General features: G+C 61.6%; 31 protein-coding genes and 1 tRNA gene. 30 read left to right on the top strand and 2 right to left on the bottom strand.

Translation table 11 applies throughout. From position 1 onward, the window contains the following. Positions 1-58 precede the first annotated feature (58 nt). From ACSQ8R_RS11410 to ACSQ8R_RS11325, 18 genes are all read left to right on the top strand, one after another. Positions 59-1,378, top strand: coding sequence for a helicase (locus ACSQ8R_RS11410; protein WP_436253457.1), 1,320 nt, complete (start codon positions 59-61; stop codon positions 1,376-1,378). Then, a complete protein-coding gene (locus ACSQ8R_RS11405; RefSeq protein WP_436253456.1) occupies positions 1,375-2,349 on the top strand; it encodes a DNA-methyltransferase in 975 nt (324 codons plus the stop codon). The genes ACSQ8R_RS11410 and ACSQ8R_RS11405 overlap by 4 nt, the downstream gene beginning before the upstream one ends. After that, on the top strand, positions 2,346-3,803 hold the full coding sequence (locus ACSQ8R_RS11400; protein ID WP_436253455.1) for a DnaB-like helicase C-terminal domain-containing protein: 1,458 nt from the start codon (positions 2,346-2,348) through the stop codon (positions 3,801-3,803). The genes ACSQ8R_RS11405 and ACSQ8R_RS11400 overlap by 4 nt, the downstream gene beginning before the upstream one ends. Next, positions 3,804-5,759: a DNA cytosine methyltransferase gene (locus tag ACSQ8R_RS11395; protein WP_436253454.1), complete on the top strand. Its 1,956-nt coding sequence runs from the start codon at positions 3,804-3,806 to the stop codon at positions 5,757-5,759. It abuts the gene before it with no gap. Next, a complete protein-coding gene (locus ACSQ8R_RS11390) occupies positions 5,756-6,061 on the top strand; it encodes a hypothetical protein (RefSeq protein WP_436253453.1) in 306 nt (101 codons plus the stop codon). Before ACSQ8R_RS11395 ends, ACSQ8R_RS11390 begins: the two co-directional genes overlap by 4 nt. Continuing rightward, complete coding sequence (locus ACSQ8R_RS11385; RefSeq protein WP_436253452.1) at positions 6,058-6,963, top strand: hypothetical protein; 906 nt, start codon at positions 6,058-6,060, stop codon at positions 6,961-6,963. Before ACSQ8R_RS11390 ends, ACSQ8R_RS11385 begins: the two co-directional genes overlap by 4 nt. Beyond that, positions 6,960-7,502 carry a helix-turn-helix domain-containing protein gene (locus ACSQ8R_RS11380; RefSeq protein ID WP_436253451.1) on the top strand — a complete coding sequence of 181 codons (543 nt, stop codon included), beginning with the start codon at positions 6,960-6,962 and terminating at the stop codon, positions 7,500-7,502. The genes ACSQ8R_RS11385 and ACSQ8R_RS11380 overlap by 4 nt, the downstream gene beginning before the upstream one ends. Beyond that, complete coding sequence (locus ACSQ8R_RS11375) at positions 7,499-7,951, top strand: hypothetical protein (protein ID WP_436253450.1); 453 nt, start codon at positions 7,499-7,501, stop codon at positions 7,949-7,951. Before ACSQ8R_RS11380 ends, ACSQ8R_RS11375 begins: the two co-directional genes overlap by 4 nt. Continuing rightward, positions 7,948-8,571 carry a hypothetical protein gene (locus tag ACSQ8R_RS11370; protein WP_436253449.1) on the top strand — a complete coding sequence of 208 codons (624 nt, stop codon included), beginning with the start codon at positions 7,948-7,950 and terminating at the stop codon, positions 8,569-8,571. The genes ACSQ8R_RS11375 and ACSQ8R_RS11370 overlap by 4 nt, the downstream gene beginning before the upstream one ends. Positions 8,572-8,842: 271 nt before the next feature. Further along, positions 8,843-8,918: transfer RNA gene (locus ACSQ8R_RS11365), tRNA-OTHER, on the top strand. Positions 8,919-9,052: 134 nt separating this feature from the next. Beyond that, positions 9,053-9,256, top strand: coding sequence for a hypothetical protein (locus ACSQ8R_RS11360; RefSeq protein ID WP_436253448.1), 204 nt, complete (start codon positions 9,053-9,055; stop codon positions 9,254-9,256). Between the two features lie 33 nt (positions 9,257-9,289). Beyond that, entirely contained in the window at positions 9,290-9,454 is a 165-nt protein-coding gene (locus ACSQ8R_RS11355) for a hypothetical protein (protein ID WP_436253447.1), read from the top strand. Positions 9,455-9,484: 30 nt separating this feature from the next. After that, on the top strand, positions 9,485-9,697 hold the full coding sequence (locus ACSQ8R_RS11350) for a hypothetical protein (RefSeq protein ID WP_436253446.1): 213 nt from the start codon (positions 9,485-9,487) through the stop codon (positions 9,695-9,697). Between the two features lie 189 nt (positions 9,698-9,886). Next, a complete protein-coding gene (locus tag ACSQ8R_RS11345; RefSeq protein WP_436253445.1) occupies positions 9,887-10,264 on the top strand; it encodes a DUF5681 domain-containing protein in 378 nt (125 codons plus the stop codon). 136 nt (positions 10,265-10,400) lie between these two features. Continuing rightward, positions 10,401-11,705: a phage terminase large subunit gene (gene terL, locus ACSQ8R_RS11340; RefSeq protein WP_436253444.1), complete on the top strand. Its 1,305-nt coding sequence runs from the start codon at positions 10,401-10,403 to the stop codon at positions 11,703-11,705. A 4-nt stretch (positions 11,706-11,709) separates the two neighbouring features. Further along, on the top strand, positions 11,710-11,859 hold the full coding sequence (locus ACSQ8R_RS11335) for a hypothetical protein (RefSeq protein ID WP_436253443.1): 150 nt from the start codon (positions 11,710-11,712) through the stop codon (positions 11,857-11,859). Beyond that, positions 11,852-13,690, top strand: a complete 1,839-nt coding sequence (locus ACSQ8R_RS11330) for an anti-CBASS protein Acb1 family protein (RefSeq protein ID WP_436253442.1) — start codon at positions 11,852-11,854, stop codon at positions 13,688-13,690. Before ACSQ8R_RS11335 ends, ACSQ8R_RS11330 begins: the two co-directional genes overlap by 8 nt. Continuing rightward, a complete protein-coding gene (locus ACSQ8R_RS11325; RefSeq protein WP_436253441.1) occupies positions 13,690-14,511 on the top strand; it encodes a phage head morphogenesis protein in 822 nt (273 codons plus the stop codon). The genes ACSQ8R_RS11330 and ACSQ8R_RS11325 overlap by 1 nt, the downstream gene beginning before the upstream one ends. Here ACSQ8R_RS11325 and ACSQ8R_RS11320 read toward each other — a convergent pair. Then, the gene (locus ACSQ8R_RS11320) at positions 14,508-14,702 is read right to left on the bottom strand and encodes a hypothetical protein (RefSeq protein WP_436253440.1); all 195 of its coding nucleotides are present in this window, start codon (positions 14,700-14,702) and stop codon (positions 14,508-14,510) included. The genes ACSQ8R_RS11325 and ACSQ8R_RS11320 overlap by 4 nt on opposite strands. A gap of 35 nt (positions 14,703-14,737) precedes the next feature. Between ACSQ8R_RS11320 and ACSQ8R_RS11315 the strand changes: the two genes are divergently transcribed. The 12 genes from ACSQ8R_RS11315 to ACSQ8R_RS11260 are packed head-to-tail and all read left to right on the top strand — an operon-like array spanning position 14,738 to position 21,738. Next, on the top strand, positions 14,738-15,889 hold the full coding sequence (locus ACSQ8R_RS11315; RefSeq protein WP_436253439.1) for a DUF2213 domain-containing protein: 1,152 nt from the start codon (positions 14,738-14,740) through the stop codon (positions 15,887-15,889). Beyond that, complete coding sequence (locus ACSQ8R_RS11310; RefSeq protein ID WP_436253438.1) at positions 15,889-16,326, top strand: DUF2190 family protein; 438 nt, start codon at positions 15,889-15,891, stop codon at positions 16,324-16,326. The genes ACSQ8R_RS11315 and ACSQ8R_RS11310 overlap by 1 nt, the downstream gene beginning before the upstream one ends. Positions 16,327-16,341: 15 nt before the next feature. Next, complete coding sequence (locus tag ACSQ8R_RS11305) at positions 16,342-17,295, top strand: DUF2184 domain-containing protein (RefSeq protein WP_436253437.1); 954 nt, start codon at positions 16,342-16,344, stop codon at positions 17,293-17,295. Between the two features lie 12 nt (positions 17,296-17,307). Next, positions 17,308-17,727 (top strand): hypothetical protein, encoded by a 420-nt coding sequence (locus tag ACSQ8R_RS11300; protein WP_436253436.1) that lies wholly within the window; start codon positions 17,308-17,310, stop codon positions 17,725-17,727. A 57-nt stretch (positions 17,728-17,784) separates the two neighbouring features. Further along, positions 17,785-18,183 (top strand): DUF4054 domain-containing protein, encoded by a 399-nt coding sequence (locus ACSQ8R_RS11295; RefSeq protein WP_436253435.1) that lies wholly within the window; start codon positions 17,785-17,787, stop codon positions 18,181-18,183. Continuing rightward, on the top strand, positions 18,180-18,485 hold the full coding sequence (locus tag ACSQ8R_RS11290) for a hypothetical protein (protein WP_436253434.1): 306 nt from the start codon (positions 18,180-18,182) through the stop codon (positions 18,483-18,485). Before ACSQ8R_RS11295 ends, ACSQ8R_RS11290 begins: the two co-directional genes overlap by 4 nt. Continuing rightward, positions 18,442-18,879 carry a hypothetical protein gene (locus ACSQ8R_RS11285; protein WP_436253433.1) on the top strand — a complete coding sequence of 146 codons (438 nt, stop codon included), beginning with the start codon at positions 18,442-18,444 and terminating at the stop codon, positions 18,877-18,879. Before ACSQ8R_RS11290 ends, ACSQ8R_RS11285 begins: the two co-directional genes overlap by 44 nt. Beyond that, a complete protein-coding gene (locus ACSQ8R_RS11280; protein WP_436253432.1) occupies positions 18,876-19,208 on the top strand; it encodes a hypothetical protein in 333 nt (110 codons plus the stop codon). The genes ACSQ8R_RS11285 and ACSQ8R_RS11280 overlap by 4 nt, the downstream gene beginning before the upstream one ends. Beyond that, the gene (locus ACSQ8R_RS11275) at positions 19,205-19,693 is read left to right on the top strand and encodes a phage neck terminator protein (RefSeq protein WP_436253431.1); all 489 of its coding nucleotides are present in this window, start codon (positions 19,205-19,207) and stop codon (positions 19,691-19,693) included. Before ACSQ8R_RS11280 ends, ACSQ8R_RS11275 begins: the two co-directional genes overlap by 4 nt. 25 nt (positions 19,694-19,718) lie before the next feature. Next, the gene (locus ACSQ8R_RS11270; protein WP_436253430.1) at positions 19,719-20,861 is read left to right on the top strand and encodes a DUF3383 family protein; all 1,143 of its coding nucleotides are present in this window, start codon (positions 19,719-19,721) and stop codon (positions 20,859-20,861) included. 12 nt (positions 20,862-20,873) lie between these two features. After that, positions 20,874-21,308, top strand: a complete 435-nt coding sequence (locus ACSQ8R_RS11265; RefSeq protein WP_436253429.1) for a phage structural protein — start codon at positions 20,874-20,876, stop codon at positions 21,306-21,308. Next, positions 21,301-21,738: a phage tail assembly chaperone gene (locus tag ACSQ8R_RS11260; protein ID WP_436253428.1), complete on the top strand. Its 438-nt coding sequence runs from the start codon at positions 21,301-21,303 to the stop codon at positions 21,736-21,738. The genes ACSQ8R_RS11265 and ACSQ8R_RS11260 overlap by 8 nt, the downstream gene beginning before the upstream one ends. Positions 21,739-21,912: 174 nt before the next feature. Here the strand turns inward: ACSQ8R_RS11260 and ACSQ8R_RS11255 are convergent, their stop codons facing one another. Beyond that, positions 21,913-22,236, bottom strand: a complete 324-nt coding sequence (locus ACSQ8R_RS11255) for a hypothetical protein (RefSeq protein ID WP_436253427.1) — start codon at positions 22,234-22,236, stop codon at positions 21,913-21,915. Between the last annotated feature and the right edge of the window lie 9 nt (positions 22,237-22,245).

The raw sequence follows: 22,245 nt of genomic DNA, 5'->3' as shown, positions 1-22,245 counted from the left end.
CGATGACTTCCTTGCCAAGAAGCGCCTCTTCGATCTTCCGACCGGGATAACCGGCACAGTGGAGTTGCCGGACTTCTTCAAGCCGCACCAGCGCGACATCACCCATTGGGCCCTTCGCCGTGGCCGCGCCGCAATCTTCGCCGGTACAGGCCTCGGCAAAACGCTGATGGAGTTGGTATGGGCTAAGCAAGTGGCGCGCGAGACGCGCCGTCCCGTGCTTATCCTGGCGCCGCTGGCGGTCAGCCTGCAGCACAGCCGGGAGGCCACCAAATTCGGGATGTCCGCATCGGTGGTCACGCATCAGTCTGGCGATGCGATCGACATTACCAATTACCAGAAGATCGACCATTTCGAGATGGAAGGGTTCGGGGGTATCGCGCTGGATGAGAGCTCGATCCTCAAGAGCACCGAAGGCAAGTACCGGACCAAGCTTATCCAGGATTGCGCCAACGTCCCGTTCCGTCTCGCCGCAACGGCCACGCCGGCGCCGAACGATTTCATGGAACTTGGCAACCACGCAGAGTTCCTGGGCGTGATGTCGTACACCGACATGCTCGCCACGTTCTTCACCCACGACGGCGGCGACACCCAGAAATGGCGGCTTAAAGGCCACGCCGAGACCGAGTTCTGGAAGTGGATGGCATCATGGGCCGTCATGCTGCGCAAGCCGTCGGACCTCGGATATGACAATGCGGGATATGACCTGCCGCCACTCCGCTACACATCGCACCAGGTGCAAGTCGAGTATGCGCCAAGCATGGAAACCGGCCTCTTGTTTCCGATGGAGGCCCGAACGTTGCAAGAACGCATTGCCGCCCGTCGGGACAGCGTCAGCGATCGGGTGAGGCTTGCCGCATCCATCACGCCGACCGATCGACCTTTCGTCTGGTGGTGCAACATGAACGGCGAGGCCGAGGGTTTGGCGAAGGCTATCCATGGCGCCGTGAACCTCACCGGCTCCGATCTCGATGACGTGAAAGAGCGGAAGATGGTGGACTTCTCCGAAGGCCGTATCCGCGTCTTGATCACGAAGCCGTCGATCGCCGGATTCGGTATGAATTGGCAGCACTGCGCCGACACCGGATTTGTCGGGCTCAATGACAGTTTTGAGCAGGTCTATCAGGCCGTCCGCCGGTTCTGGCGCTTCGGACAGGCCAAACCCGTCAACGTCCACTTCATCGCATCCGAGATGGAGGGCGCGGTCGTCTCCAATCTTCGCCGAAAGGAAGCCGACGCCGAGCGCATGGCCGCCGCGATGGTCATGCACATGGCCGACCTATCCAGCCAGCAGGTGCGCGGGATGGTGCGCGATCGGCCCGACTACAATCCTCAAATCGAAATGACGGTACCGGCATGGCTGACGGGAGAAGCGGCATGAACATCAAGGCAGTCGAACAAGTCGTCACTGACCGATATGCAATCTACCAGGGCGATAGCTGCGAGCTCATCCGCGGCATTCCCACCGACACCATTCATTTCGGCATCCACTCGCCACCGTTCGAAGGGCTCTACAAGTTCAGCAACTTCGACAGAGACATATCCAACAACGACACGGACGGGTTCTGGACGCACTACCAGTTCCTAATCCAGGAGCTTCTCCGGGTCACCATGCCCGGCCGCATCCATGCCGTTCATTGCATGCAGCTCCCCACCAGCAAGATCAGGCACGGCCATATCGGCATGCGCGACTTTCGCGGGGAGATCGTCCGGGCCTATGAGGACGCCGGTTGGATCTTCCATTCGGAAGTCTGCATCTGGAAAGACCCGGTCGTCGCACAACAGCGGACCAAATCCATCCGGCTGCTTCATAAGCAGATCACGAAAGACAGCACAATCAGCGGGCAGGGCCTTGCCGATTACATGCTGATGTTCCGCAAGCCTGGCGACAACCCTGAGCCCGTCGACGGCATGTTCGATCGATATGTCGGATACGGAAATGAGCCATCCAGCATCAGTAGCCGGGTCGCCACCGGCAAATCACCGGCCGACGCCGAGAAGTGGTTTTCCATCGAAGTCTGGCAGCGCTACGCCTCGCCGGTCTGGATGGACATCAACCAGACCAGGACGCTGCAATACCGCGCCGGGCGCGATGAGAAGGACGAACAGCATATATCTCCGCTGCAGCTTGACGTGATCGAGCGGTGCATCGAGCTTTGGAGCAATCCCGGCGACGTGGTGCTGACGCCTTTCCTCGGCATAGGTAGCGAGGTTTACGGCGCGGTGGCGGCTGGCCGTAAGGGCGTCGGCTTCGAGCTCAAGCCGTCCTACTTCCGCCAGGCCGTCCGCAACATTGCGGAACTGGATGAGGCGAAGACCGTCAACTTGTTCGCGATGGACGGCGCAGCATGAACGCCAATTACCGCGACCCACTTCCATCCAACATCGAAGCCGAGCAGGCGATCCTTGGCGCGATCCTGATCAACAACGACGCTCTGGCGGCGGTCCCGACCACGTTCGCCATGGAGCACTTCCACGAGCGCCTGCACCAGAACATCTATGACGCGATCCTCCGGGGCCGGGCCGTCGGCAAGGGAATGAACCCGGTCACCGTCCGCTCCTTCATGGCGCCGGAAGCCGCGAACGAGCGGGTAGGGGACATGACGGTCTCGCAATACCTCGCCCGTCTCGTCTCCGAGGCCGTCAGCATTCGGAACGTCGCGGACTTCGCGGACGCGATCACCGGATATTACCATCGGCGCCAGGCCATGAGCATCGGGGACGATGCCCACGACGCCGGCATCAAGGCCGAGGACGAGCTCCAGTTCATCGACCGCATCAAGGAATGCCGGGACAGGCTGACGGCGATCGTCGCCTCGATCGAGAGCCGGAACGATCCGCAGGAGACCTTTGCCGATGCTATCGACGACACGCTCGACCGGACATCTGACGCCCTGCGCGGGATGAGCCCGGTCGGCATAGATCCCGGCATCCCGGAAATCACGACACTGACCGGCCCATGGCAGAAGAAGCAGCTCATCATCATCGGCGGGGGCGTCAAGCAGGGCAAGAGCGCACTCGCCATGCAGTGCATGTTCAACATCGCCGAGAAGTCCCCTGTAGGGCTCAACAGCGGCGAAATGAGCCGGATGCAGATCATCATGAGGGAGAAGGCGCGGCGCACCGGAATATCCTCCACGCGCCAGCAGCGCGGGTCTGTGAGCGATAACGAGGTCGAAGAGCTATTGCGGGCCGGCGAGGAGATGAAGCGCCTCCGGCACGTTGATATCGACTGCCGGCGCCTGACGCTCGACCAGATCGACCAGAAGATCGCCCGGCTCATCGGAGAGCAGGGAATCGAAGCTTTCTTTCTCGACCACATCGGCAAGATCCAGTGGACCGGCAAGATGGAATACGAGGATGAATTCAAGCAAGGCCAACGCGCGACGTCGATCCTGAAGGACTTCGCCCAGAAGCACGACATTCCGATCATCGCGCTCACCCACCTGAAGAAATCGACGTTCCAGGATTATCAGGGTCGCAGCTTCAAGGAACGCCTCAGCGCGGCGATGAACCGGCGCCCGACCTACCGCGACCTCGTCGGGAACATGGACAAGGACGCCGACCAAGTGCTGATCGTGTTCCAGGCCCGCCCGATCGTCGCCGGCATGGAGCCTGCCGAAAACTCCGACGACTATCCGGTCTGGGAAGACGCCATGAACCGGGTCACCGGCAAGGCGGACATCATCCTATCGCTGTCGCGCGAAAGCGAGTTTCCGCGGCGCAAGGAGATCGCCTGGGAGGGGAAGTCCACGTCCTACGGACCCGGATTTAAGCAGGCCATGAATGCAAAGGAACTTTTCTAGATGACGCGCAAGATCAAAGTTGCCGACCTTCTCTGCGGTGCCGGCGGCTCGTCGGCGGGCGCCAAGCGCGCGCTGGAGGAGATGGGTCTCGAAATGGATCTGGTCTGCGTCAACCATTGGCCGACAGCCATTGATACGCACGAGCGGAATTTCCCGGAAGCCCGGCACTACATCCAGGACATCGCTACCGTCCGCCCGCACCTCCTCGTGCCGGAAGGATATCTTGACCTGCTGATGGCGTCTCCGACCTGCACGCATCATTCCGTAGCGCGCGGCGGCAAGCCGACCAGCGACCAGCAGCGGAGCGACCCCTGGCACATCATCACCTGGCTGACAGAGCTGCGGGTGAAGCGGATTATCATCGAAAACGTCTGGGAGTTCTGCGGGTGGGGTCCGGTCAACATGAAGACCGGCCGCCCGATCCCATCCAGGAAAGGCGAATACTTCCACGCCTGGACCGAAACGCTGCGGCGCCTCGGTTTCGAACTGGAGTGGCGCAAGCTAAACGCCGCCGACTATGGGGACGCGACCACCCGCCAGCGGTTCATCCTCATGGGCCGTTCCGACGGCCGCAAGATCCACTGGCCCATGCCGACGCACAAGAAGCGGGACGAGGTGAACGCCGACTTGTTCGCCACCGCCAAGCCATGGCGCCCGGCGCGCGAGATCATTGATTGGCAGATCAAGGGCCGGTCGATCTTCAACCGCAAGAAGCCGCTGGCGCCGAAGACCTTGGCCCGGATCTATGCCGGTGCCCAGAAGTTCGGCTGGCCGGAACCGTATCTTGTCATCCTCCGCAACCACATGTCTGCCCAGGGGATGGATCAGCCGCTCCCGACGATCGCAGCACGCGGGACGCACATTGCGCTTGCTGAGCCGGTGATCGTTAATCTGAAAGGCCAATCCACGGCGTCGAGCCAGAATGAGCCACTACCGACGCAGACGGCCCACGCTGGCCACCTCTACACCGCTGAGCCCATCATCATGAACGGTCGCAAGGGCAACAAGGCCGAAGGCGTTTCGGAAGGTCTTGTCCCCACGCTCGACACTAAGGGTGGCGTCTGGCTGGCCGAGCCTATGGTTCTGTCGCAGCATACCAGCGGCGCGGCCCGGTCTACCGAGGACCCGCTGCCGACCATCACGACCGGGGGTGCGGCGAATGAGGAACGGCCTGGTTGCGCCCGTCCCATGCTGGTGACAGTTGCCCATGGCAACGATGCACGCGAGCGCGATCCTAACTGGCGCCGGTCCCATGACATCGAGAACCCGCTCGGCGCCATCCACGGCGATGGCGGCTCCTATGCGGTGATAGAGCCGTTCGTGCTCTCGCAGGCGTCAGGAGGCTCTCCTCGTGGCGTGAGCGAACCTATCCCGACCCAGACGACTGGTGGCAACGGCGCTGCGCACGCGCTCATCTCTCCATACTACGGCTCTGGTTCTGGCGAGACCTGCAATCATGTCGACGATGCGCTGCCGACGATCACCAGCAAAGGCCGTTTCGGCATGGTGGTTCCGGTCACCAATTCGAACGGCGGCGCGATAGCGCGCAACATCGATGTGGATCCCTTGCCGACGATGACCACGGCCAAGGGCGGCGAGTTTGCCGCCGTGCTGCCGATCACCCACGCTGGCGGCCTGAACCGCGTCAACGGCATGCATGAGCCTCTGCCGACGATCACGGGAGCAAACCGTGGGGAAATGGCCATGATCGAGGCTGGCCCGCACTACGACATCCTCTTCCGCATGCTGGAGCCGCATGAGCTGGCTGCCGCAATGGGCTTCAACACCGACGAGGCGACCTATGAGTTCGCCGGCACCAAGACTGAGAAAATTAAGCAGATCGGCAACGCGGTGTCCGTCGCGAAGATGAAGGCGTGCGTCGGCGCGATCATGGCGGACGCGGCGCCGAAGAAGAAACCAGTTCCAGACATGGATTACCTGGAGGCAGCCGAATGAACCACATCGCCGCATATCCCGTCCCGGTCCCCGGCGGCTTCAAGGCCATGGTCCGCCTATCCCATAAGGCTCAGCCCTGGCCGATCATGGAAGGCGACCGCCCCGCGATCTACCCGACATGGGACGCGGCCAAGATCGCCGCCCAGGAGCATGTGATCGACCACATCAACGGCACCATGCGCCGCGACGGCGAGACCATTGCCGTCAGCAAGGCGGAGGCGGTGTTCAACGGTCTCAAGCCCTTTATCCGTCAGAGGGGAAGCAACAGGCGCACCGAAGTCGATCGGAGGGAGAGGGCATGACGGAACTCTTCAAGCTCGTCGCTCAAGAGGAAAAGAAAGCACCTCGCACTCGGCGCGGCGGTTGGTCGTGGGGGCCCGTCGAGAGCGCTAAGCTCCGCGTGTTGTCCATGGGGGCAGGGGTTCAGTCCACCACGCTTGCCCTTATGGCGGCACATGGTGAAATCGGCCCGATGCCTGATTGTGCAATCTTCGCCGATACCGATGCGGAGCCGGCCGGCGTCTACGAGCAAGTCGAATGGCTTTCCTCCGGGAACGTTCTGCCGTTCCCTATCCACACGGTTGCCGCTGGCAGCCTGAAAAAAGAGATCGAGGAGGCCGCCGCAGGTTTCAACGGCATGTCTGCCCGGCCCCCTTTCTTTGTGAAGTCGGCGAAGGGTAGGCTTGGGCAAGTCAACCGGCAGTGCACCCAGGATTACAAGATTGACCCGATCCGTAAGAAGCAACGGGAGCTTCTGGGGTTCAGACCGCGCCAGCGCATTCCTGATGCCCAGGTAGAAGTCTGGATCGGCATCAGTACCGACGAGGTCGTTCGGGCCGGCGCGTCATGGGAGAACTGGTCAACGAACCGCTATCCGCTGCTCGAACAGCGTATGTCTCGCCGCGATTGCGAGGCTTGGTTGACGAACCACGGCTATCCCGTGCCGATGAAGAGCGCTTGCACCTTCTGCCCATACCGATCGGATTTTGAATGGCGGTTGCTTCGCGATCGTGACCCGCAGGCTTTCGCCGACGCCGTTGCCATCGATGACCTAATCCGCGGCATGCACAAGCACGGCAAGATCCGCGGCGAACTCTTCATTCATCGTTCCGGCCGACCGCTTTCCGAGATCGACCTATCGACCGCTGAAGAGCGAGGGCAGGGCAATATGCTCTCAATGTGCGAAGGAGCTTGCGGAGTATGACAGCCCACATCCAGCCATCCACATACGAATCCCGCGTCATCTCTCGCGCCAAGGCCGCGAGAGCCGCATGCTACGGCAAGCCGAAGGTGGTGAACATCGCCCCGGCTCTCCGCCTGCCGCCCAGCGAGCCACACGAGCTCGACGAGGGCAGAACCTTCCTCACCCCCGTGGACTTCATCCGCTCCCGCTGCGCCTTGCGCTCCATCACCTTCGAGCAGATCACCGTGCATGACCGGACGGCCGCCATCGTGTCGGTCCGGAACCTGATCATCCGCGAGACCAACCGCCGCTATCCCGACATGTCGATCGCGCAGCTGGCGAAATACTTCCGCAGAAACCACGCCACGATCCTGCACGCCCTCGGCCGACTCCCTGAGAAGGCCAAGCGGGTGATGCATTCTGCCGATCGGGACCGCATAGCCCGCGAGCTTTATGACCAGGGCCTCTCGATCGTTGCAATAGCCAAGGAATTGGGCGTGGTGGAAAGCACCGTGAGGGGCATCAGGAAGCGGCACGGGTGGGAGGCGAGGGCCGAATGACACCAGCCGGCGCCCACCGCTGCGATATCTACAAGGTCGCGCGCCAGTGCGGCGTGAAGCTGTTCGACGGCTCCAAGCACAGCCCGACCAGCCGGAAGGCGTTCGAGTGCTACTGCAAGCCCACGGTGCGCGATATCGGCCGGGACCATGGCGAGGATCACCTTCGCCTCGTCTTCATGCTGATGACCGGCACCAGGGCGAATGCGGCGGAGCTGTTCGCCGACATGATCAAGGCAGTGTCGGCGCTCCTGATCGAGAACCCGGATCTGGTGAAGCTGCCGACGCTCACCAAGGACTTCGATGCGATCGACCTCGGCAGCCTGCGCCGCAAGATAAAGGCCATGCGGATGCCGGTCGAGAATTGGAAGGCGCTGTATGTGCTGATCTCGGTGCGCTTCTACAGGCCCATCCAGGGCGATCTTTTGGACATGATAGGAGAAGCGGCATGAACATGGCAGTGTTTCAGGACTGGACCTATGAGCAGGTGCGGGCGCGGATCGTGGAGGCTGCCGAGACGCTTCTCGCCACTCCGGCATCCCTCGGGCCTCGCATGGCCGGCGGCGCTATGGGTGACGTCGTCCGGGAGATCGGAGAGAGCTATGGCTATGGCACCACCACCTACCGCCGCGTCCTCGCCCCTGGCGCTCTATCCCGCATGGAGGAGGTCTGGGTCTGGATAAACACCTACCTCACCGAGACCGATCGAAAGCTGGTCTACGATTACAGCTTCATCAAAACCCGGAAAGGCATGTATCTTGAGCGGTATCTCGAACGAAACGACATGGTGCGCCGAACTTTCGAACGCAAGATTAATCGGTGCTGTCAAACAATTGCATTAGCTCTCAACCGTAAGCATTTGGTTCGGTTTGATAATCCCATAGACGGCGTGTCGCAAATCAGCGTAGAAGACACGTCATCAACGGTATCGTCCAAGAAGTGCGCCACACACTGGATCGCACCGGACGGCAAGCCGCATATCGACCCTGATCTTCCCTCGGAAAGAACACTCGATCACCGGGCGATCCGGGCGCGGCATAGCGATCGAAATCGGAGCCTCGGAGCGAGGTAGAATAACCAGCCGCGGGACCATATTGGCGCGGTCGCAGCGGGAATGCTGCCCTAATCGGGAAGGCGGGCATAGTTCGTGAAGGTTGGGGTGACCCGGCCGTTCCTTCCTGACGAACGGTAGCCTTCGGGCCGGTCAAGCAAGTGGCCGCGCTGGTGCACACAGCGGCCAGACCGTGGCGAGCGATATCGCTGGAGCCGTTCAACCAATCGTTCGGGAGCGCGTTGCGCGTGGGGCTTCGGCCACCCCGGCGTCCACCTCAGAGGGCCAACAGGCTCCCGTAGCTCAGCTGGATAGAGCGCGCAGGCCATGGCTTGCATAGGTCGTCGGTTCAAATCCGGCCGGGAGCCTGCCTCTGGGGCATTTGATCCAAATACGGGAAAATCCCGTGATTGGCCGAATATGCCAGCGATATCAGCTATGTACGATTTGACCGTGTTTTGATCCCGTCGCCACAAGCGGCGGGTTTCCCATGGAGAGAGCGATGAGCAAGGGCGGAGAAAAGCTGATCGAGGCTGCTCAGTCTGGGATTGGCGATGTTCACTTCCAGAACCCGTTCACAGGCAAGATGGAGCGCTATGTCAGCGAGCGCACGTACATGACGTCGATGCTCCGTTCTGCCGCAGAGCGCATCAACGAGCTTCAGGACGAGGTCGACCGCATCAAGGCTCACCTGGTCATCGACTGACCGCCCCCTAACCACCACCATAAAGGCGAGAGCATGACAGCGCTCGAAACCATTTTCCAGATGCAGCGACCCGTCAGCACCGGCTGGTTTAGCCACCTGTGCCGCTTCGAGGCCGTCGTCTGGGTGTGCGTGGTGGCGGCAGCAAAGCTCGGCATGAATTTCAATGATGGGCGCTATCCCACGTTTCGCGTCGCCTAACCAGTTTTCAACCCAGCGAAAGGAAAGAGCATGACCACGAAGGTAACCGTCGAAGCGAACCATGGCTGGCCGGTCGATGTCTCTGCTCATCATCCGAAGACGGGCGACAAGATCGAAAGCCAGGGCGGCCGGGTGCCGGCGAACGAGACGCGGGTCTTCTACATCCATTCGAGCCAGGATCTTCGCATCCACGAGGTGCAGCCCGACGAGATCGAAAAGCCAGAGCCTGATCGAGCGGCGTAGCGCTCCCGCATACCTGAAATGGAGCCGGGCTTTGCGGCCCGGTTCTTTCACCAAATGCAGAAAACAAATTCCCGAAGTGTCGCCTTTAACCGGGTCTATACCGACACATCAGGAATGGTTTTGCTCAATATCTGAGACCCTTGCAGAAAGACATGTAAAATCAATGGCCCTATCTGTTGAGAACAAGCCATGACTTTCGAGCCAGGGAAAAGCGGCAACCCAGGAGGCCGCCCGAAGTCCAAACCGTTCAAGGAAGCTCTCCTCATGGAGGCTCTCGCGGCCGAGCGTGGAGAGAAGTGCTACGCCAAGAAGGGCTCCCTCCGCTGGAACGCACGCCAGCTGCTCAACAAGGGCGAGGTGCCGGCCATCAAGGAAATCGCTGATCGTCTCGACGGCAAGGTCACGCAGGGCATCAGCGGCCCGAACGGAGGACCTATCCAAACCGTTGATCTGACGAACATGACGGAAGACCAGCTGAATGCACTCGAATCCATCTTCGGCCCGCTTGCCACCGCCAGCGGTGATGATGAGGGCGATACGGGAGGAGAGGGCGAGGAGGGCGGCTGAGGCCGAACGGCAGAGAGTAGCCAAGGATGCGGAGCGCATACGGGCGCGCTGCCAGACGCTGGAAGGCTTCATAACCGAGTTCTGGGATGTCCTGGAGCCGAAGAAGAACCTGAAGTTCGGCTGGGCTCTCCGGGCGATGTGCAAGCATCTCGAGGCGGTGACCGAGGGACGCATCCAGTTCCTGATGATGACCGTGCCGCCTGGCATGATGAAATCGCTCGTGCTGGTCTTCTGGACCGCATGGGAGTGGGGGCCATGCGAGCGGCCTGACATTCAGGTGCTTGCCACCTCATACAGCCAGCCGAACGTGCTGCGCGACAACATGAAACTCCGCCGTCTGGTGGAGAGCGAGAAGTTTCAGGCGCTGTGGTCGCTGAAGCTGCGAGACGACCAGAACGCCAAAGGGAAATTCGAGAACACCGGCAGCGGGTTCAGCGAGGCCCGCCCGTTCAGTTCGATGACCGGCGGTCGTGGCGATCGGGTGAAGATCGACGACCCGCATTCGACCGAGACGGCAGAAAGCGACACGGAAAGGCAGACAGCGGTCCGCATCTTCCGTGAGGGCATCTCCGACCGATTGAACGATGTGACGACGTCGGCGATCGTCATCATCATGCAGCGCCTTCATGAGCAGGACGTGGCCGGGGTCGCGCTGGAACTCGACATCGGGTTCGTGCACCTCAATCTGCCGATGGAGTTCGAGCCGGACCGGGCGTGCCGGACCTATGTCGATAATGAGCTGTTCTTCGAGGACCCCCGCACTGAGGAGGGGGAGCTTCTCTTTCCCGAGAGGTTCCCTGATGAAGAGATCGAGCGGCTCAAGAAGGCCAAAGGGTCCTATGCCTATTCGGGGCAGTACCAGCAGCGGCCGGCGCCACGTTCTGGCGGTATGTTCCAGCGTGGTGACTTTGAGGTCGTCGATGCTGTGCCGGCCGGCGCCAAGCGGGTGAGGGCATGGGACTTTGCGGCCACACAACCGAAGCCTGGACGGAAGCCGGACTGGACCGTCGGGCTGAAGATGGCCTACCACGCCGGCACCTTCTACGTGGAGGACGTGCGGCGCGATCAGTGGTCGGCGGCCGATGTCGAGAAGAACCTGAAGAACACCGCATCTCAGGATGGCCTGACGGTCACGGTGCGGATGCCCCAGGATCCAGGCGCGGCCGGCAAGGCTGATGCCGAGACGAAGATCAAGCTGCTGGCTGGCTACAAGGTGAAGACCGTGCAGCCTACCGGCGACAAGGCCACACGCGCCACACCGGCCTCTGCCCAGGCGGAAGCCGGCAATGTGAAGCTCGTCCGCGGGCCTTGGAATGAAGCGTTTCTGGACGAGGTCTCCTCTTTCCCGAACGCCCCACATGATGACCAGGTGGACGCCTTCGCCGATGCTCTGAATGAGCTCGCGCTGGGCTCCTCCTATACCCTCGCAAACGTTGGATGACGCAATGGCCTGCAGCTCGTGTGAACAGCGCCGGAAGATGCTGGCCGAGGCGAGGAAGCAGGCGGGGCTGAAAGGCGTGGTGAAAGCCATCCCCACCGTAATCCGCGACGTCGTGAAGAACCCGCCGAACATCAGAGGCAAGCGCAATGGGTGATGTAATCCCGCTCCGTCAGATGAATGACAGCCTTCGGTCTGTCGTCGCTGGCCTGGGCGATCCCCTGCGCGACAAGATGGCCATGACCACCTATGGCCTGACGTTCATCGACGATCTTCAGCTTGCGGCCATCTACAAGTCCAACTGGCTCGGTCGGAAGATCGTCGATGTGCCAGCCATGGATTCCATCCGCAAGGGCAGGGATTGGCAGGCTGATCAGGATCAGATTGAACTGATCGAGGCGGAAGAGAAGCGCCTTGACTTTTGGCGCAAGCTGCTCGACGTGAAGGTCAAGGCTCGGCTGTGGGGCGGCGCTGCGCTGTTCATCGGCACGGGTGAGCAGAACCTGATGGAGCCGCTCAACGTCGATCGCATGGGCAAGGGAGGCATCAAGTACCTGACGGTGCTCTCGCGCCGGGATGTGACCGCCGGCCCGATCGAACAGGATGTGCTGTCCGAATTCCACGGCAAGCCGTCCTATTACGAGGTCACCGGAGCGTCGGGCGCGGCAATGGTTCGCATCCATCCGTCTCGCATGGCCATCTTCGTCGGCGCCCCGCACGGTGACGCCCTTCTCGACGTCGGTCTCAACCAGGGCTGGGGAGACAGCATGCTCGAGGCCGTCTATTCGGCCATGAAGAACGCGGATGCCACGGCGGCCAACATCGCATCCCTGGTGTTCGAGGCGAACGTCGATGTGTTCCGCATCCCGGATTTCATGGCGAGCCTTTCGGACCCGACATACCAGACGCGGTTGATCGATCGCTTCACGCTGGCCTCCATGGCCAAGGGCATCAACAAGGCGCTGATCCTCGACAAGGATGAGGAGTACGACCGCAAGACGATAGCATTCGCCACCCTGCCGGAGGTCATGCAGAGCTTTCTGCAGATGGCAGCGGGTGCGGCCGACATCCCGGTCACTCGCCTTCTGGGGCAATCCCCGGCCGGCATGAGCGCCACCGGCGAATCCGATATGCTGAACTATTACGACCGGATCAACTCCATCCAGACGCTGGAGATGGGCCCGGCGCTGTATCGGCTGGATGAATGCCTTATCCGCTCGGCGCTCGGCACGCGGCCGAAGGAGATCTATTACAGTTGGTCCCCGCTCAAGCAGATGAGCGAGAAGGAAATCGCAGAGATCGGCAAGATGACGGCCGAAACGGTGCAGATTGTCTCGACTGCCGGCATCTACACGCCGGAGGAGCTTCGCAAGGTCACCACCAACGCCTTTGTCGAGCTTGGGGCGTTCCCGGGCATCGACCAAGCAGTGGCGGATACGGATGCGGCCGGCGGCTTTGATCTGGGCGAGACGGAGACCGAAGAGGAGGAAGACACGTCTCCTGCTCAGCGCCAGCAGACGGCCGATGCAGCGCCGCGAACACTCTACCTGCGCCGGGATGTGCTGAACGTCTCCGAAATCAAGGCATGGGCCAAGGCTCAGGGCTTCGACACGGTGCAGGACGGGCTGCACGTCACCATCATCCACACCCGCAGCCAACTCGACTGGATCAAGGTGGGTGAGGACTATTGGGGTGAGAACGGCAAGATCACGATCGCCGAGGGTGGCCCACGCCTGATGGAGCGGTTCGGAGAGGCCATCGTGCTCCAGTTCGCATCCTCGCGCCTCACCTGGCGCCATGAAGACATCAAGCGGATGGGCGCTGAGACGGACTATCCGGAATACCAGCCTCATATCACCATCACCTGGGCGATGCCGGAGGGCATGGATCTGTCCAAGGTCGATCCCTACCGCGGCAAGATCGAGCTCGGGCCGGAAGTGTTCGAGGAAGTGAACGACGACTGGAAATCGAAGGTCTCTGAAGCCTGATGCTCCGCTATTCGCTGTCCAAGCTTGGCCGGCAGGCGGGGCGCAAGAATGGAACGAAAGCCGAACTGCCGGTAATCGAGGGCAGGCTTGGAACAGAGAAGGCCTATTACGCCGCGCTGCGCTCCATGCTGGCCCAGATGGCCACTGAGACGCGGGAGAGCGTCATCCCGCCATACGAGGCGGAGCTTACGGCCAAGCGCGCACAGCGGGCCTACACGGGCGATGCGGACCAGTCATGGTTCTCTCGCATCAAGGCGCTGACGGTCGCGTTGCAGCGGGTGGCGTCGGATACGGTCAACCGTCTCCTCACACTCGAGGCTCAGCGCCACACCGAACAGTTCATGGCGACGGCAAAGAAGGCCATCGGCATCGATCTCCGGTCTGTCGTACAGCAGGAAGACCTTGCGGAGTATCTGGTCGAGGCGGCGGGGCGGAATACCTCGTTGCTCACCGGCCTGGCCGACGACACGATCAAGCGGATCGAGCAGACGGTCTACAACAACTCGATCGCCGGCAACTCGGTGACGACGCTGCGCAAGGCTCTGCAGGAAGACTTCGGGATATCGGATCGGCGGGCAAAGCTGATCGCGAGGGACCAGACGGCCAAGCTGAACAGCGATCTGAACCGCCGACGGCAGGAACAGGCTGGGGTGACGACATATAGCTGGCTGACCAGCCGCGACGAGAGAGTCCGCGAGCGCCACCGAAAGCTTGAGGGCAAGGTTTACAAGTGGGGTGAGGCGACCGGCGCGGAGGGTGGTCTTCCACCTGGGCAGCCCATCAATTGCCGGTGTGTGGCCAGAGGGATTGTCGAGTTCTAGTCCGGCAAGAACTTCTTGAGGTCTTCCGGGACATCGACCGGCTCGGCCTCAATGTCATCCGGCCCCAGATAAACGATCTCGGTCGTCTCGACGGCTCGCTTGAGCGCTCTGACTTCCATAGCCAGCGCTTTGATCTCGACGCTCTGGTCAAGGATCAACTGGCGCAAGGCTCGGAACTGCTCGTCGGTCATGCCGGCGATGTAACCGCATCAAAGGGACCATGTCCATGCAATTCACTGACAGGTTGACGCTCGACGGGGCTATCCGTCGGACGGCTGACGGCTATGGCGTTGTTTCGGCCAAGGTCGCCCGTGGTGGCAACGTTCAGCTTTATCTCGGCTCAGAGGTAGGCGTGAAGGACAAAGCCACCGTGCGGGTCTACCGGCCGGAAAGCGAGGTGTTCAAGAAGGACGCCATCGCAAGCTATGCCGGCGTCCCGGTAACGATCAACCATCCGAAAAGCGGCGTATCGGCCGACACTTGGAAGGACTTGGCAGTCGGCGAGGTCGGAGACGACGTGCTTCGCGACGGCGAATTCGTCCGCGTCCCGATGATGCTTAGGGACGCCAAGGCCATCAAGGCTGTCGAGGACGGCAAGCGCGAGCTCTCCATGGGCTACAGCGCAGAGATCACCTTTGCCGACGGGGTGACGCCCTCCGGCGAAACCTTCGACGCCATCATGTCGGATTTCAAGATGAACCACGTTGCGATCGTCGATCAGGCGCGCGGCGGGGCAGAGCTTCGCATCGGTGACGGTGCGGATAAGTGGGGCGCCAGTCCCGTCAACTCCCAGACAGCAGATGAAAGGACAAGCCCCATGGCTGATGCTCTGCGTAAGATGCTGGTCGATGGCTTGCAGGTCGAAACGACCGATGCAGGCGCAGCGGCCATCGAAAAACTGCTCGGTGACAAGCGGACCCTTGAAACCAAGATCGCCGACGCGATCAAGGATCATGCCGCTTCCATCGCGGCCAAGGACGAGGAAATCGGCACCCTCAAGGCCGAAAACCAGAAGCTGAAGGATGCCGCTCCGAAGCCGGCCGATCTCGACAAGCTGGTCGCCGACCGCGCCGCCCTGGTTACCACGATTAAGGCGATCGACAGCAAGATCGAAGTGTCAGGCGTCTCCGACAACGATCTGCGCCGCGCCGCGGTCAAGTCCAAGCTCGGCGACGAGATGGCCAAGGACGCCTCCGACGCGGAAATCACCGGCATGTTTAAGGCGATCGCCAAGGACGTGAAGGCGGCCGACCCGTTCGCTGATGCCCTCAAGGGTGGCGTCAAGCCTGCTGATGCCACCAATTCCAACGCCGCTCATTCCGCCATGGTCAGTGACATGTCCACGGCATGGATGAACCAGAACAAGGGAGCCGCATAATGCCTGCTGTTCAGACCACTTACGCTGCCCAGCACACTCGCTGGGTCGAGGGCATGGTCCTCAACATGGAGCCGAACGACATCGTCACCCGCCTTGCGGAAGACGTCGAGGGCATCGGCTTCGGCAAGGTGTGCGTTCAGGGCACCGCCGACAACCAGGTCGTCGACTCCGAAGCGACGGTCAAATTCTGCGGTATCGCCGTGCTAGACACGACCCGGCCCACCGGCAAGTACGAGCAGTATGACAATGTCGCCGTCATGAAGAAGGGCGTCATCGTCGTCTCGGCTTCCGAAGCCGTCGCGGTCGGCGATCCCGTCTACTACACCCCGGCGACCGGCGTCCTTTCCAAGACGTCGACCTCCAACACCCTCATCGCGAACGCGCAGTGGGACACCAGCACCGCAGGTGCCGGACTCGCTGCCCTTCGTCTCGGCTAACAGGAGCGCTCCACAATGAACGCACACATCATGCAGGACGCTCAGCAGGTCGCGATGAGCTTTCTCATCCGGCAGGCCTCGCTGATCGAGCCTACCGTCTACGCGATCCGGTATCAGGACATCCAGTATGCCCAGCTGATTCCGGTCGACACCTCGGCGCCGGAATGGATCCAGTCCGTCACCTACTTCTCCATGGACGGCGTCGGCAAGGCCGAATGGTTCCACGGCGCTGCCCAGGACGTCCCCAAGGTCGAATTGACCCGCGAGAAGTTCGAAACCAGCGTCAGCATGGCGGCGATCGGCTACGGGTACAACATCGAAGAGCTCGGCACCGCCCAGCTGCTCGGGATGAACCTGACCGCCGACAAGGCTTCGCTCGCTCGTCGGATCGCCGAAGAGAAGATCGACAGCGTTGCCTTCGGGGGCGATGCCAGCAAGGGCCTCACCGGCCTGGTCAACGCATCGACGCCGACGGCCACCACCGCGCCGGCAGATGGTACGGGCTCGGCCACGACCTTCGCCAGCAAGACGCCGGATCAGATCCTCCGGGACGTCAACGGCCAGCTGACGGGCATCTTCACCGGCACGCTCGGTGCGGAGATCGCGGATACGATCCTGTTCCCGTATTCGGTACTGCTGGATCTCTCCACCCGCCGGATCGATGCTGTCAACCAGACGACCATTCTCGAATGGATCGAACGGAACAACATCTACACCCGCACCACGGGCCAGCCGCTGACCATCCGCGGCGTGTTCGGCTACCTCGACACGGCCGGCGCCTCCAGCACCAAGCGCATGGTGGCCTACCGCCGTTCGCCCGAGGTGCTGAAAATGCACCTGCCCATGCCTTTCCGGTTCCTGCCGGCATGGCAGACCGGACCGGTTCGGTTCGACGTTCCGGGCCTCTTCCGCATCGGCGGGGTCGATATCCGTCGGCCGAAGTCGGTCCGCTACCTCGATGGCATCTAAGGAGGATCTGTCATGAAGATCACCAACACTCAGCCCGGCCCGCGCGGCGTCAACACCATCAACGGCCCGGTTCTTGTCGATCCGGGCCAGACTGTCGAGGCCGAGGTCTATGAGCGCGAGCAGCAGCACATCGAGGCTGCAGGCTGGTTCAAGGTCTCCGGCGGCTACACGGCCAATCCTCCTGAGAAGAGTGAAGCCTCCGGCAAGACTTCGGGCTCGGACAGTTCGGCTGAACTCGACGAGCTCAAGAAGCAGCTAGCAGCGAAGGACGCCGAACTCGAAAGGCTCAAGGCCGACAAGCAGCCGACCGAGCGTGACGAGCTCAAGAAGCAGGCCGACGAGTTGGGGCTTGACTACCCGGGCAACATCTCGAACGCCAAGCTGAAAGAGCTGATCGACGCCAAGCTCGCAGAGCCGTCGGCCGGTCAGTAACCAACCAGGCTCGGCGGGCGACTGCCGGGTCTTCCCACTCCATGGAGGTCGAGCCTGATGGCCTATACACCGCCGACCGTCGAGAAGTTCAAGATCAGATATCCCGAGTTCGAACCCGTCTCAGATGCTCTGGTCCAGATGGTGCTTGACGAGGCGATCGCCGCAGTCGGTGACACGTGGGTGGATCGCGACAGGGCAAAAGCCCAGATGCTGCTTGCCGCGCACGAACTGGCGATGGCCGGGGAACCGGCGCGCACCACCTCCGGTCAGAATTCAGGAGCCACCACTGGCGCTGTCAAGCGACGGAAGGTCGGCGACGTCGAGGTCGAGTTTGCCGGAACTTCCGGATCGTCTGGTTCAGGCGGCGGCATTGCATCTATGTACGGATCGACAACCTACGGGCAGCAGTACCTTGCGCTGCTTCGCCTCAATTTCGCAGGAGCGATAGCGGTATGACCGTCTTCAAGATCAAGAACCCGAGCCACAGCAAGCATCCCATCCACACCGTGGACGGCGTCCGGCATATCGGCGCGCGGTTGACCCGCGAGTTTGACCTTTCCGGCCCCGGTGAAAAGCTGGTGCGGGCCTCCGAAGTGCTTCAGCTCATCGAGCCCGCGAGCCAGAAGGCTCGGAAATCCACACAGCGGGCCGCAGACGCAGAAACCGATAGCGAGGCCTCCGATGTTCACGGCGAAGGTGATACGGCGTCAGCGGGTGGATCTGAAGAAGGTGGCGGCGGGGCTCAAGGGTCCCTCTAAGGTCAAGGTCGGATTCCCTGCGGGGGAGGCCGACGCCGACAACATCCAGAAAGCTGTCTGGAACGAATTCGGAACGAGGGGCGGGGCGTCCGGAGGTGGCTGGGGCGGTCCCATCCCTGAGCGCCCATTCATGCGGAATGCCATCCGGGATAACCAGGCTAGTTATCGCGACGGGATGAAAAACTCCGCGGCGAAGCTGCTGCGGGGCGAAACCGGCCTCCGAACAGTGCTTTCCAAGCTCGGTATCAAGGCGCAGGGCGACATTCAGGCCGAGATCACCTCCCTGTCGAACCCGCCGAACAGCCCCGTGACGATCGCTCTTAAAGGTTCAAGCAATCCCCTGATCGACAGTGGCGAGATGCGCGGCGCCGTCACATGGAAGGTAGACGAATGATCGACGTGGCCGTGGCAATTGATGGTGAGGCGGTGAACGTCACCCGCACCAGGGCAGCCGCCGGCGCTTACAATGACGATGGCGAGTGGGTTCCTGGCTCGCCAGATGCCGCCACCATTCGCGCCGCTATCCAGCCCGCCAGCGGCAACCAACTCATGGATGTCCCCGAGGGCATGCGGACAGAGGCGCGGTGGCTACTGTGGTCGCGCTCGGAGGTCAAGGTGGACGACATGATCACGTCGGGAGGTGTCTCTTACCGCGTCATGCATCTCTGGCCTCGGGCGGATGGCGGTTTCTATCGCGCTGCAATCGGAAGGCTTGATCCGTGACCAATGATGAAGTCTGGAGTGCCGTCGTCCGCTGGGTAAGGGCCAAGACCGGCAAGACCACCATCAAGTCGCACGAGGGCGGTCCGGCGCCGACCGGGCAGTATGTGGTGGTCAACTTCACTGGCAGCACTGAGTTGCATAACCGACCGATGGACATCGAATACGCCGGCACCACCACGATCACGGCCACACCGGTGATCGAAATGGAGTGGAGGTTCTCGGTTCATGCCTATGGGGCAGACCCGACGGACATCCTACGGCCGGTCGTATCGGCTCACAAGCTTTCGCAGGTGATGGAGCCTCTCTTCCCGGCCCTGACCGTGCATGAAATCTCCCAGATCCGGAACGTGCCGGACTGGATCAACAATGCCTGGCAGCCCCGGGCGCAGATGGACCTGATCGTCCACGGCATCATCCGCGACAGCGTCGGCGAAGTGGACGCCATCGAAGAATACGGCATCGAGATCGTTCGAGCCGAAGACTGAGCCCTTACAACGAAAGGAAATCGCCATGGCGGTGATCCCGTACAACCGGGTCGTCGACGTCTCCCTGACGCGCAACGACGCCTTCCCGAGCCGCCGCGGTTTCGGGACGCAGCTCATCATCACGACCGAATCGGTATCCGGAAAGGTTGACACAACCACCAGGACCAAGCTCTACGCTTCGATCGAAGAGGTTGTCGCCGATTGGGCCACCACGACCAGCGCCTACAAGGCCGCCCTGTCCGCCTTCTCGCAGAACCCTCGACCGACGCAGATCAAGATCGGCCATGTGCTGGACGACAGCACCATGACGACCGCTGAACTGGCCGCCCAGCTTGATCTGCTCGAGGCCTATGACAACGACTGGTATTTCCTGACCATCGCTGCCAATCTTCGCGATGTCGCGGCAACTGCGGCAATCCTGACGTGGACGCAGGCCCGCAACAAGCTTGCTATCGTTGATAGCAATGACGAAGAGACCACCGACCCCGCCGACACGACCTCTTTGGCTGCCGCCAACAAGGGAAATTTCGACCGTGCGGGCGTATTCTTCCACTCCAACACTGCCCTGTACCCAGCGGCATCGCTCGCGGGCTACATGCAGACCCGCGATTTTGATGATGCGGGTACTGCCTACACCGCGGCCTTCAAGAACCTCCCCGGGATCGCGGCCGACAACATCAGCTCAGCGGATCTGACGGCAGTAACCGGCTTTACGCCTGGCGAAGGCCAGTCAGAAAGCGCCGGTCATATGGCGAACGCCTATATCGACATCGGCGGACGGAACTTCACGGTTTACGGCTCGACGCTGACTGCGAACGTCTTCCTGGACGAGATCCACGCCACGGACTGGATCATCGCGCGTACCGAAGAGGAAGCGCTCGGCATCATGCTCAACAATGCCCGCATCCCCTTCGACGATGGCGGCATGCAGATGCTCGCCGGTTCCGTCCGGACGGTCATGCAGGTGGCCGGTCGAGCAGGGCTCATTGCCATGGACATCAACCAGGAAACCGGGGAATACGAGGCCGCCGTGGAAATCACCGTCCCGTCGGTCTTCTCTGTCCCGGAAAGCCAGCGCAAGGCCCGTATCGCCCCGGCGATCCAGTGCCGGTTCCGGTACGCAGGCGCGGTCCACTACACCACCATCCGCTACCAGATGGCGTTCTGAAGGAGATAATCGATGGCTATTTCTTCTGCTTATTCCTTCACCAACGTCTCGGCTACGGTCGATGGACGGCAGGTGCAGGGACCATGGGACGGCGATGACGCGCTCGTCGTCACTCCCGGCGCCGATCGAGGCACAGGGCTTGTCGGGGCCGACGGTTCCGGCATCTTTTCGATCTCGGCTGACAAGTCGGCAACCATCAGCGTCAAGCTGATGCACACCAGCCCGACCCACCGGCTTCTTGTCCAGAAGATGAAGCGCCAGCAGGCACTTGGCGCCGCAGCTTCGTCCTTTCCCTTCCAGTTCATCGACACGGTGTCTGGTGAGGGCGGGTCGGCGGACAAATGCTTCATCATGACCGCGCCAGCCGACAGCAAGGGCAAGAACGCCACCGTCCGCGAATGGGTGCTGTGGGCGGTCGAATATAACCCGGAGGTGCCGAATGGCTGAGGCCAAAATCAAGGGGATGGAGATCAAGGTCGATCGTCCCCTCGCAACTGAGGCTCTGAAGCTTCATGCTCGTCTGATGAAGGCTGCCGGCGGTCTCGCCGAAAAGCTGCCTAGCATCCTCGCCAGTCGCCGGCCGGGCGTGTCGGAAGAGGATAAGGCCAAGGCGGAGGCTGAAGCGCTCACCGCCATCACCGGCATCTTCAATTCGGTCTCTCCGGACGAATATGCCCGGCTCGTCGGCGACATCGTCGGGTTGGCGAAGATCAAAGGGCCTTCCGGCCAATATGATCAGGCGGATCTGGACGGGGACTTCTCCGCCAACCTCGGCGCTATCATCCCCGTGGCGGTCTTCGTTTTGAAAGAGGTCTTCGGGGATTTTTTCTCCGGCGCCCTGGCGAGTGGCAGCCGCGGAACGACGGCAAAGGGCTAAACGATCGCGAGGTCGCCAAGATCGCGCCGAACCTCAATATGTGGCTGTGGCGGCCGGTCCTGGCCGAACCGCCCATCTACACCCAATCTGACCTTCGGCACTGGATCACGTTGCAGGATGTCCTTGACGCTCATGAAGCGCTCGACCTGAAAGGGGCGATGCAGGAGAGGGCGGTCAGGGAGTAAGTCCGCGCTTTTCGGCAAGCCCTGTCAGCAGAGAGCAATGGGCGCGCCGTTCGGTGTCGCTCATGTCCCTGATGATCTGCTGCTGTATGGGGCGGGCGTTCGAGAAGTGCATCAGGGCGGTGGGATCGAGTTTCGCCACGGTCCCCTTCATGAAAGCATCGAGCTTCTTGTCATCGAGCTTGAGCTTGCAGGCGTCTGCACCGCCGACGATCTGGGCCGCCTCATTGGCCGCCATGAAGTCGTTGGCGCTGAACTGTGCATGCGCCGCGGTGGCTCCCGCCATCACACTGAGAAGCACCAGAGTTTTGATCATCCGTCATCC

This window comes from Neorhizobium sp. LjRoot104 (assembly GCF_964253725.1).
GTDB lineage: Bacteria > Pseudomonadota > Alphaproteobacteria > Rhizobiales > Rhizobiaceae > Neorhizobium.
The sequence above is the reverse complement of the archived record's forward strand: the minus strand, read 5'-3'. Positions and strand labels throughout refer to the sequence as shown.

Coding starts and splice junctions, on each gene's coding strand:
- ACSQ8R_RS11290 (WP_436253434.1), top strand. CDS start 18,180: ATGACCGTCTTCAAGATCAAGAACCCGAGCCACAGCAAGCATCCCATC.
- ACSQ8R_RS11405 (WP_436253456.1), top strand. CDS start 1,375: ATGAACATCAAGGCAGTCGAACAAGTCGTCACTGACCGATATGCAATC.
- ACSQ8R_RS11265 (WP_436253429.1), top strand. CDS start 20,874: ATGGCTATTTCTTCTGCTTATTCCTTCACCAACGTCTCGGCTACGGTC.
- ACSQ8R_RS11390 (WP_436253453.1), top strand. CDS start 5,756: ATGAACCACATCGCCGCATATCCCGTCCCGGTCCCCGGCGGCTTCAAG.
- ACSQ8R_RS11400 (WP_436253455.1), top strand. CDS start 2,346: ATGAACGCCAATTACCGCGACCCACTTCCATCCAACATCGAAGCCGAG.
- ACSQ8R_RS11315 (WP_436253439.1), top strand. CDS start 14,738: ATGCAATTCACTGACAGGTTGACGCTCGACGGGGCTATCCGTCGGACG.
- ACSQ8R_RS11270 (WP_436253430.1), top strand. CDS start 19,719: ATGGCGGTGATCCCGTACAACCGGGTCGTCGACGTCTCCCTGACGCGC.
- ACSQ8R_RS11300 (WP_436253436.1), top strand. CDS start 17,308: ATGAAGATCACCAACACTCAGCCCGGCCCGCGCGGCGTCAACACCATC.
- ACSQ8R_RS11305 (WP_436253437.1), top strand. CDS start 16,342: ATGAACGCACACATCATGCAGGACGCTCAGCAGGTCGCGATGAGCTTT.
- ACSQ8R_RS11320 (WP_436253440.1), bottom strand. CDS start 14,702: ATGACCGACGAGCAGTTCCGAGCCTTGCGCCAGTTGATCCTTGACCAG.
- ACSQ8R_RS11355 (WP_436253447.1), top strand. CDS start 9,290: ATGACAGCGCTCGAAACCATTTTCCAGATGCAGCGACCCGTCAGCACC.
- ACSQ8R_RS11325 (WP_436253441.1), top strand. CDS start 13,690: ATGCTCCGCTATTCGCTGTCCAAGCTTGGCCGGCAGGCGGGGCGCAAG.
- ACSQ8R_RS11395 (WP_436253454.1), top strand. CDS start 3,804: ATGACGCGCAAGATCAAAGTTGCCGACCTTCTCTGCGGTGCCGGCGGC.
- ACSQ8R_RS11255 (WP_436253427.1), bottom strand. CDS start 22,236: ATGATCAAAACTCTGGTGCTTCTCAGTGTGATGGCGGGAGCCACCGCG.
- terL (WP_436253444.1), top strand. CDS start 10,401: ATGTGCAAGCATCTCGAGGCGGTGACCGAGGGACGCATCCAGTTCCTG.
- ACSQ8R_RS11375 (WP_436253450.1), top strand. CDS start 7,499: ATGACACCAGCCGGCGCCCACCGCTGCGATATCTACAAGGTCGCGCGC.
- ACSQ8R_RS11330 (WP_436253442.1), top strand. CDS start 11,852: ATGGGTGATGTAATCCCGCTCCGTCAGATGAATGACAGCCTTCGGTCT.
- ACSQ8R_RS11280 (WP_436253432.1), top strand. CDS start 18,876: ATGATCGACGTGGCCGTGGCAATTGATGGTGAGGCGGTGAACGTCACC.
- ACSQ8R_RS11310 (WP_436253438.1), top strand. CDS start 15,889: ATGCCTGCTGTTCAGACCACTTACGCTGCCCAGCACACTCGCTGGGTC.
- ACSQ8R_RS11260 (WP_436253428.1), top strand. CDS start 21,301: ATGGCTGAGGCCAAAATCAAGGGGATGGAGATCAAGGTCGATCGTCCC.
- ACSQ8R_RS11350 (WP_436253446.1), top strand. CDS start 9,485: ATGACCACGAAGGTAACCGTCGAAGCGAACCATGGCTGGCCGGTCGAT.
- ACSQ8R_RS11370 (WP_436253449.1), top strand. CDS start 7,948: ATGAACATGGCAGTGTTTCAGGACTGGACCTATGAGCAGGTGCGGGCG.
- ACSQ8R_RS11360 (WP_436253448.1), top strand. CDS start 9,053: ATGAGCAAGGGCGGAGAAAAGCTGATCGAGGCTGCTCAGTCTGGGATT.
- ACSQ8R_RS11380 (WP_436253451.1), top strand. CDS start 6,960: ATGACAGCCCACATCCAGCCATCCACATACGAATCCCGCGTCATCTCT.
- ACSQ8R_RS11345 (WP_436253445.1), top strand. CDS start 9,887: ATGACTTTCGAGCCAGGGAAAAGCGGCAACCCAGGAGGCCGCCCGAAG.
- ACSQ8R_RS11335 (WP_436253443.1), top strand. CDS start 11,710: ATGGCCTGCAGCTCGTGTGAACAGCGCCGGAAGATGCTGGCCGAGGCG.
- ACSQ8R_RS11295 (WP_436253435.1), top strand. CDS start 17,785: ATGGCCTATACACCGCCGACCGTCGAGAAGTTCAAGATCAGATATCCC.
- ACSQ8R_RS11385 (WP_436253452.1), top strand. CDS start 6,058: ATGACGGAACTCTTCAAGCTCGTCGCTCAAGAGGAAAAGAAAGCACCT.